The following is an 8279-nucleotide window of genomic DNA, read 5'->3' as shown; positions in this document are numbered from 1 at the left end:
ACAATTCCCCCTTAGTTCAGTCGGTAGAACGGCGGACTGTTAATCCGTATGTCGCTGGTTCAAGTCCAGCAGGGGGAGCCACTTTAGAAACCCTGGTCGAAAGACCGGGGTTTTTCTTTATATGCCCCGTTTAACATCTCTATCCAGCGTTGTTATCCCCTTAACCAGCCATAAATCATCCGACATACTGAATGCTGCGCATCCATTGTCGCTGGCCTGGCCGGCCGCACCTGGCCGGCCACGTTAACTCCAGCAGGGAGAGCCACTTTAGAAACCCTGTCGAAAGACCGGGTTTTTTCTTTTTCTGTCTGCCCGTCCTTGCTCTGCCTGCCCGCAGTAGATGTATTCCTATCTATAAGCCGTCCACACGCTCTATGTAGTCTTCCAGCACGCTTTTGTTGGCCCCAAATAAATAGTCATGTGCTTTTTATCAATGGTCTGGAGCGGCGATGGCTTATCAAAAACCTGCTTTTACTCCCAAGTATTTAATACGCGCTGAAAATTATGATGCCAGTTTATGAGTCACTTCCCTTCTTTACATTCTCTGATTTGCCAGTTGAGCACTCCTCGTGCAAACCCTTAAATGCAATCACGCACTATTAAACTTGTTTTAAGGAGAGAAAATGTTGGTTCAACACGCTTCATGGAGGAAAGGGCTGCTGTGCTTTGGTATCACTTCAGTGCTCAGCTCATTATCAGCCACGGCTCACGCCCATGGATATATGGACTATCCGCCGGCCAGACAGGAAATCTGCGATCGTGACGGGGGTTATTGGGATACAACAGACGGCTCAACCATTCCAAACGCCGCCTGCCGCGCCGCCTTTTTGCAATCAGGCTGGTACCCTTTTATCCAAAAACCTGAGTTTGCCCGGCTGGTCTCAGATTACAATAATCAGACCGCGGTCGAGCAAGCCCTTCCTGATGGCTCGTTGTGTTCTGGTGCCGATAGCAAAAAATCCGGCATCGATCTCCCCTCCCCTTACTGGCAGAAAACCCTGGTGGAACTCACTGACAATGGCCAGCTGACACTGCTTTACCGTGCTGAAACACCGCACAGTCCCAGCTTCTGGAAGTTCTATCTCAGTAAACCTGGTTTTGACGGCGCGACACAATCGCTCGCCTGGGCAGATCTGGATCTGGTGGCAGAAGTAGGTAACGTGCCGACCACCACAATAAATGGCCTCAAGTATTACCAGATGACCATCACCCTGCCGACGGATCGTACCGGAGATGCGGTACTGTTCACGCGTTGGCAGCGCGCAGACCCGGCAGGTGAAGGTTTCTATAACTGTAGTGATATCCGCTTTGCAGGCACAGACGGCGGTCAACCGGATAGCTGGACCAGCGCAGGCGCTTATGTCAAATCCACCGACATAGCCCAGCCCGGTGAGTCAGCCTGGTTCCGTATTTTTGACCACAATGGCCAGGAAACCGTCTCAGAGCAGTTAGCCATTACTACCGCCAACCAGTCTCAGGCTGTCTGGGCAGACACTCTGGCTACCACAATCAATCAGGCTTATCCGCAAATGGTCCAGGTTGGCAAGCAAGACACCGGCGGTGCCATTGCGTTTGATACTCAGGATCTGTTCGGAAACCAGGTTTACCTGAAAAATCAGGGATACACCTACCAGCTGGATATCAAAGTGGTTCCGGCGGCCCCTGAGTGGCTCGCGAGTCAGGTGTATGTGGCCGGCGACAAAGTCATCTATCAGGGCCAGCTCTACACGGCTAAATGGTGGACGAAAGGCGATCAGCCCGGTCAGGCCGATGTCTGGCAGTTAAACTAACCGGATTCTGGGTGGTATGGGCTGTAAAATACCACCCTTTGTTCGCTCTGCAGCACCTGCCCTTACCAGCCCGGAACACTATTGTTATATCAATCAGTAACCATAGTTCATTCAAAAGGTAAATAGCGAAAACTTATCCTCTTAAGCCAGATCATGTTTTGTCACTTTCCTTCTCTGAACGTTTCGCAACCTGAATTACTATTTTTTCACGATGAAAAATAACTCCTCCTTACCGCATGTCAGGAGGCCTCTTATGCATTACCAAGAGAGCAGGGAATGAAACTCAGGACACAAACATATTGGCTATCCGGCATCATATTGTTCGCTTTGTTATTTATTATGATGACTGGCCTGTGGACGCTGCGAATGGCCAGCAATCAGGACAATGAATCCAGAGTCACGCAGTTATTTAGCAGCACCTACAATATCCTGACTGAAATCGAGAAGATGTCTGAGGAAGGCATTCTCGATGAGCCTCAGGCCAAAGCACTGGCGACCCGTCTGTTGCAAAAAAACATCTATAAAGATAACGAATATGTCTACGTGGCTGACAGCAAGCTGATGTTTATTGCTGCGCCGCTGGATCCTCAGCTGCACGGCACCAGCTTCCATGACTTCAAAGACGGCCAAGGTAACAGTGTCGGTAACATTCTCAAGCAGGCTGTGGCAACCAGCGGGGGCAAGCTTGCTCATTATACCTGGACCCAGAAACAGCCCGACGGCAGCATTGAAGAAAAATTTTCCATCGCCCGCCAGACGCCTTACTGGGGCTGGTATGTAGGGACAGGGATTGGCTATAACGAAGTGAACCAGCGTTTCTGGTCAACCGCCAGCTGGAAGCTCGTTCTGTGCCTGTTCATCACAGTGGCCATTCTCAGCGTCCTGATTTTTGCCAGTAAGCGCATTATTAACCTGCTGGGCGGCGAACCCGACGATGTGCAGGCCGCGGTTCAGGCTGTGGCCGATGGCAAGATCACCACGCATTTTGCCCACCGGGCGGCGCCGGGCAGCATTTACTATGCCGTCCAGACCATGAGCCTGTCGCTGGCAGAACTGATCAATAATCTCAAGCAATCCATGTCGGCGCTGCGCAGCGAAATTGATCAGGTATCGTCGCGTTCCGGCATGATTACCGGCCTGACCGACAGCCAGCAGCAGTCCACCGTCATGATTGCCACTGCGATGACGGAAATGGCCTCTTCAGCGAATAATGTCGCCGAATCGGCCAGTGAAACGGCCAGCAATACTGAGCGTGCCGATCAGCAAAGCCAGGTCACTCAGAACCTGATCCTCTCCACCGTTAACAATATCCAGGGACTGGCTGATCAGTTAGGCATCGCCAGCCAGGCGGTATCTCATCTGGATACCGAAGTGAACAGTATCGCCAGAGTGCTGGAGGTTATCGGTGATATCGCTGAGCAGACTAACCTGCTGGCCTTAAATGCGGCGATTGAAGCAGCCCGTGCCGGCGAGCAGGGACGCGGTTTTGCGGTCGTGGCCGATGAAGTCCGTAATCTGGCGGGTCGCACGCAAAACAGCACCAAGGAAATTCAGCAAATGATCAGCCGCCTGCAAAGCGGATCGCGCAATGCCATTCAAACCATGGAAACCTGTGCCGAGACCAGCCAGTCCACGGTGCAGCAATCTCAGGAAGCCTCAGATGCACTGAACCAGATAGTCTCAGCGCTGGAGAGCATTACCGAAATGAGTCACCAGATTGCCACCGCAGCCGCCGAGCAGACACAGGTCAGCGACGATATCTCAGCACGTATCAATATGATTGAAGAAAACGGTAACCAGCTGTCTGACGTGGTCAGTCAAAGCCATAGCAGTACCCGCTCGCTAACCAGTCTGTATCATGAACTGGAGCAGTGGACACAGAAGTTTACTCTCAAATCCTGACCAGCCAGCCCTGAACACACCAAACCCCACGCACTGTGGGTTTGGTTGTTTAGCGGCACCAAAGCCTGAATTACCGCGCGTTATCACTCACCAGCAAGACCCCGAAGTCAAAATCCTGATAGCCGTAATGCACCACAGTGCCATCGCTGATACCGAAGGTCAGTATGGTCTGGCTTTGCGCATGGGGTGTCGAGGACCAGACAGTAGACGTCATGGCCCACTGCTCCTCTTCAGTACGGATCAGTCCCGGAAACGCCTTCAGATTCACCGCCGGTGCCAGACAGGCCACTTCGCGCAGACTGACCAGCTCTTTGATGCTGGGCATCCGCCAGCCTGACACACCGTCAATTACAGCGCCTTTCTCGTTAAGATCAATCTGGAACAACGCTTTCTTCCAGCTGTAGGCTTCCGGCGTGCCCTCACAGGTTTGCGTTTGCTGATCCCAGCGGGTCCCCAGCAGGCAGCGACGCCAGACCAGATTAGTCTGCAAATCCGTCACTGTGCCATTGCGATTCTCTTTAAAGCGGATATCCGGTGCGCTGCCCGGGATATCCTGATAGCAGGACTGAAATGCCGCCATCGCATTGGCGGAGCACAGAGCGCACAACAGCGCCCCAACAATCTTTTTCAACATGGTTTGATTCCTTATTCCGCGACCATACGAACGGCCATCACATTCGGTGACAGGCACTCTTCACCCGGCACACAAAGTTCCTGAAAGGCTGACAGCTCACCCAGCCCGGTGCCGCCATCCACCCCGCTCATCTGGGTCAGGTAAGTAATGGCTTTCCCGGCGGTGTAACCCGGATCGGTCCGCAGCAGGGTCGAAGACCAGTAGTAGCCAAAGCGCAGGTTCTCAGGGCCGATAATCTGATCGTTGAAGAACTGCACCTTCAGGCCATAGGTGTTGCCTGCCGCATCCGTCGCCGTTTCGCCGAAATCCAGCAGATCATACTGCTCATTCATGGCCGGCAGCCGCCAGCTGGTTTGGCCGCAGTAGCCGGAGGTATTCAGTTTCTCGCTGTACGCCTGCGTGGTGCAGGCTGCCAGATGATCTGTGCTGCACGAAGCCAGTGCGATTTCATCGGCATGGGGAGTGACAGTCTCGGTTTCCAGCGCAAACATACGATGCTTGTCGCGGTACGAGCTCTTGTCATCGGCTTTGACTTCCCAGATCAACCCGGTTCGCTCATCCTTGACACACTGCCAGCTGACACTGTCCTGCGGCAGCGGCTGCCCCTTCTCGTCCAGCTTGGTGAATTTAAAACCGCCGTCAGTCACATCCAGCCCGATGCTGGCATCCTGACCCGGTGTGCCGCTGTCAGGCTGATCGGACATCTGCCCGCTCGACAGGTTGAGGTGCTGCACCATGCCGGTATCATTGAGCGCTTTGCCGGACATCCGACCCAGCGCCACTATTTCCTGGATCTGGCTGGCACTCAGCGTGCCGGCCAGCAGATCCGGGCCGTAAGTCACCAGGCCTTTGGCTGCGCCGGCAACCGCAGCCGCATAATCGTCACGGCTGGCATCCAGTTGCCCGAACAGCGCCACCAGCTGAGTATCCAGCTCAGCCAGAGCCGCATCATCACTGCCGGTCAGCAGATCCGACGGCGGGGTAATCCCCAGGGCTTTGAGCTTGTTGCTGACCGCTGCAACGGCGGCATCCAGACTGGCACCAGCCAGCATTTCACCCATGACCAGCGTAGTCACGCCATTGATCAGGGTGAAGGCATGCTCGCGGGCAGCCGGGGCCGCCAGACTCAAAGATGACGATGCCGAGGAGCGGGCCGAGACCGCCGGGCTGGCCTGAACCAGCAAGGGCGAGGTTTTCACCCGGATATCAGCGCTGCTGAGGGTGAAGTTATACTGATTGGCGCTGACCGAGGGTTCATCAGCTCCGCACGCCCAGTCGCGGTTGATATCGGCACACACAGTCATCGGCAGGCCAAGGTTTGACGACGATACGCGCCCGCTGACGTCATAAGTCGGCAACCCCTGATCATCTGCCTTGCTGCTGCCAGAACCTGAGCCATTACATCCGCTCAGGGTCATGACCAGCGCAACCGGCAATGCTGCTAGTTGTAAAGATTTCATCTGACTCTCACTTATTATTGACATTCAATGGACGGTGCCTCAGCAACGCCATCACAGCAAAAAACAACAGGCTGAACAGCCCAAGCGCGCCACCGCCGGACGCGCCTGACTTGCCAGGCTGCGCTGTATTGTCTGCGGTTGGTTTATCCTCAGGTTTCGCTGCGGTGTCGGTTTCGCCACAGTCAAACCCAGTCACGGCCCCTATCCCCCAGGATCTGAGCTGGCCGCTCTGTCCCGTGACCCTGTCAGTCACTTCCAGCACCCAGTTACCCGCCATAGGTTCGCCCTGCAACTGCGCCAGTGCCGGCGTATTGCTGAGAGTGAAGGTGTAGCTTTTGTCCGTCAGCGGATAAGCCTGGTAGTCCAGCAGAGAAAAGCTCCGGCCTGAAGGCGTACGGATCACCACCTTCAAATCGGAAAAACGGGCATGAGAAACAGACAGCTGAATACCGAAATCATGAGAAACATTGGCGGTGCCTTCAGGCACTTTCAGCGCGAACAGTGCTTCTCCCAACAGGATCTTGCCGCCCTCATTGATCTGACGGGCATCCGGCAGCGCCTGATTCAGTTGCTGCAGGGGTTGCGACAAGACAGGCACGCCATAGCTGAAACTCAGCTGTTGCTGGCTGCTTTGGGTTTGTTGTGCCGGATCGGCGGTGACGCTGATGTCCGCCGTCAGCGCAATGCTTTCCCCGCACTGCAGCGCCTGCGGGATACGGATCGACTCATTAACCCGGCTGATCGCACCGGCAGCCAGGTGATCAGCAGCAACTACCTGATGCCAGTTCAGTGCAGGTATCGCCAGTTCGGCACGAAACGCCGCCAGTGTCTGCTCGCTGGCATTAACCAGAGCAACAGACAGCTGGGTCTGATTATTGTCCGTCACCGCCAGCGCCGACGCGGCCTGATCCAGCACCACGGCATCGCGCAAAATGCCATGATGTCTGAATCTGTCGGCCAGCCAGCTGGCATAATTTTTCTGCGGATAGAGGCGCTGCGCGGCATCGACAGTAGAGCGGGCCAGATCGTTCATTTTCATGCCAAAGCCCATCCCGGCCATCCCTTCGAGCACCACGCGGTTGAATTCATCAAACGCCGCTTCGCCATAGACGGCTTCGGCCTGCTTCAGTGTCTGAAACAAAGGCGTCGACCACAGCTGATCACCCAGGGTACCGAACACAGAAACATGCGCCCGGTATTCCATCTCAGGGTAATAGCGCGCTTCCTGATCATTGAGTGAGCGCCGTGCTTTCAGCGCACCGACCGCGCCGTCCCAGTTGGCAAACACATCCAGCTCAAAGCGTTCGCTGCGATCCCGCTGAACCCAGAAGCTGTAAGCCCCGGCCCAGTAATCGCCGAAACCTTCACCTATGGCTTCGCTGTCTCCGCCTTTCCAGTCCGGAACCAGTTGATAGTTAATGGCATGCCCGAATTCATGCAGCACCACGTCGGCATCTTCACTGTCCGGGACACCCCCGACTCCCATCGCCAGGATCCCGACATCTGTCAGGTAAGTGGAGTTATTGCTACTCTGGCCCTGCGCATCGATTTTCAGCGGGGCGCGAAACACTGCCAGTTCACCGCGAAAACCCAGGCTTTCGAGGTACTGCAGCGAATGATCCAGGTGGTAAAACGCATTGACGTCCCGAAACGCCGCGTCCTGGCGAGTAAAAGCAAAACCTTCGCTATCGGCCACTGACACCAGCCCCTGCTGCGGCCCGAGCGCCAGATCTGTGATGGCGGTAATATCGACCGCCATCACCCTGTCGTTGGCCAGATACAGCAGGCCGTCCTTGCGGGTCACCTCGACACCTGTGACCCTTTGATAGGCTTCTGCCGGAATCACAATCTCATCGACATTGGCATGGCCGGCCTCAAGCGCCCGCCCCGTTGCGGTGCGCGGATCCGGATCAAACACTGTCATGGCCGTCTGAACCCGCTCGCCCTCCGGCGGCGTCAGTAAGGTGTGCGGCCGGGGTGGCAATGGCTGGTTCAGAGCGCAGTTTGCCGTTTCATCCAGCAAGGTGTTGAAAACACGGTACAACTGGCCGTGCTGATCTGTGGTCACCACCATCGCCCCTTCACAGGGCCGGCCCAAAGCGTCTTGCTGAACAAAATTGTAATGGCTGCCCAGCAGGCTCTGGCGGGTGTAACGCAGCGCCAGCGACTCTGTGTGCGGATAGCGAGACTGCACATACGCCAGCGCCGCATCACTGTCGTGGATCGCGACAGTATCAAGCGGATAGAGCAGATGCTGAGCCTGAGCCTGGCTGCAGAGCAGCGCGGCCGTCGTCAGAAAATATCGTCTCATTGCGGCTTTCCTTAAAAGCTGTACTTGGCGTTGACGCTGAAATAGCGGCCCGGCTCAGTTGAAAAGGTGGTTTGGGCTTCGCTCACACCCGCCACGTCCTGATACCGGGTGTACTGGCGATGGTCGCTCCGGGTATTGCCGAAGCATTGGTTGCAACGGCGATGGGCCTGTTTGCCGCTATC

6 protein-coding genes and 1 tRNA gene are annotated in these 8279 nt (G+C 55.5%); 4 read left to right on the top strand and 3 right to left on the bottom strand.

What is annotated here, in order from left to right:
* Positions 1–5: 5 nt before the first annotated feature.
* The 3 genes from P0Y67_RS21735 (at position 6) to P0Y67_RS21725 (ending at position 3692) form a co-directional block, all read left to right on the top strand.
* Positions 6–81, top strand: a tRNA-Asn gene (locus tag P0Y67_RS21735).
* 542 nt (positions 82–623) lie between these two features.
* Positions 624–1790, top strand: coding sequence for a lytic polysaccharide monooxygenase (locus P0Y67_RS21730; RefSeq protein WP_342393554.1), 1167 nt, complete (start codon positions 624–626; stop codon positions 1788–1790).
* A 276-nt stretch (positions 1791–2066) separates the two neighbouring features.
* On the top strand, positions 2067–3692 hold the full coding sequence (locus tag P0Y67_RS21725; RefSeq protein ID WP_342393553.1) for a methyl-accepting chemotaxis protein: 1626 nt from the start codon (positions 2067–2069) through the stop codon (positions 3690–3692).
* Between the two features lie 70 nt (positions 3693–3762).
* Here P0Y67_RS21725 and P0Y67_RS21720 read toward each other — a convergent pair whose 3' ends face one another.
* Genes P0Y67_RS21720 through P0Y67_RS21710 form a run of 3 tightly spaced genes read right to left on the bottom strand, consistent with a single transcriptional unit; the run spans position 3763 to position 8097 of the window.
* A complete protein-coding gene (locus P0Y67_RS21720) occupies positions 3763–4326 on the bottom strand; it encodes an Lcl C-terminal domain-containing protein (protein WP_342393552.1) in 564 nt (187 codons plus the stop codon).
* Between the two features lie 11 nt (positions 4327–4337).
* Entirely contained in the window at positions 4338–5786 is a 1449-nt protein-coding gene (locus P0Y67_RS21715) for an Lcl domain-containing protein (protein WP_342393551.1), read from the bottom strand.
* A gap of 7 nt (positions 5787–5793) precedes the next feature.
* A complete protein-coding gene (locus tag P0Y67_RS21710) occupies positions 5794–8097 on the bottom strand; it encodes a proprotein convertase P-domain-containing protein (protein ID WP_342393550.1) in 2304 nt (767 codons plus the stop codon).
* Between the two features lie 119 nt (positions 8098–8216).
* Here P0Y67_RS21710 and P0Y67_RS23050 point away from each other — a divergent pair.
* The coding region (locus P0Y67_RS23050; RefSeq protein ID WP_446728867.1) for a MotA/TolQ/ExbB proton channel family protein at positions 8217–8279 on the top strand (63 nt) is incomplete at its 3' end.

This window comes from Photobacterium sp. SP02 (assembly GCF_038519165.1).
Taxonomy (GTDB): Bacteria; Pseudomonadota; Gammaproteobacteria; order Enterobacterales; family Vibrionaceae; genus Photobacterium; species Photobacterium halotolerans.
The sequence above is the reverse complement of the archived record's forward strand: the minus strand, read 5'-3'. Positions and strand labels throughout refer to the sequence as shown.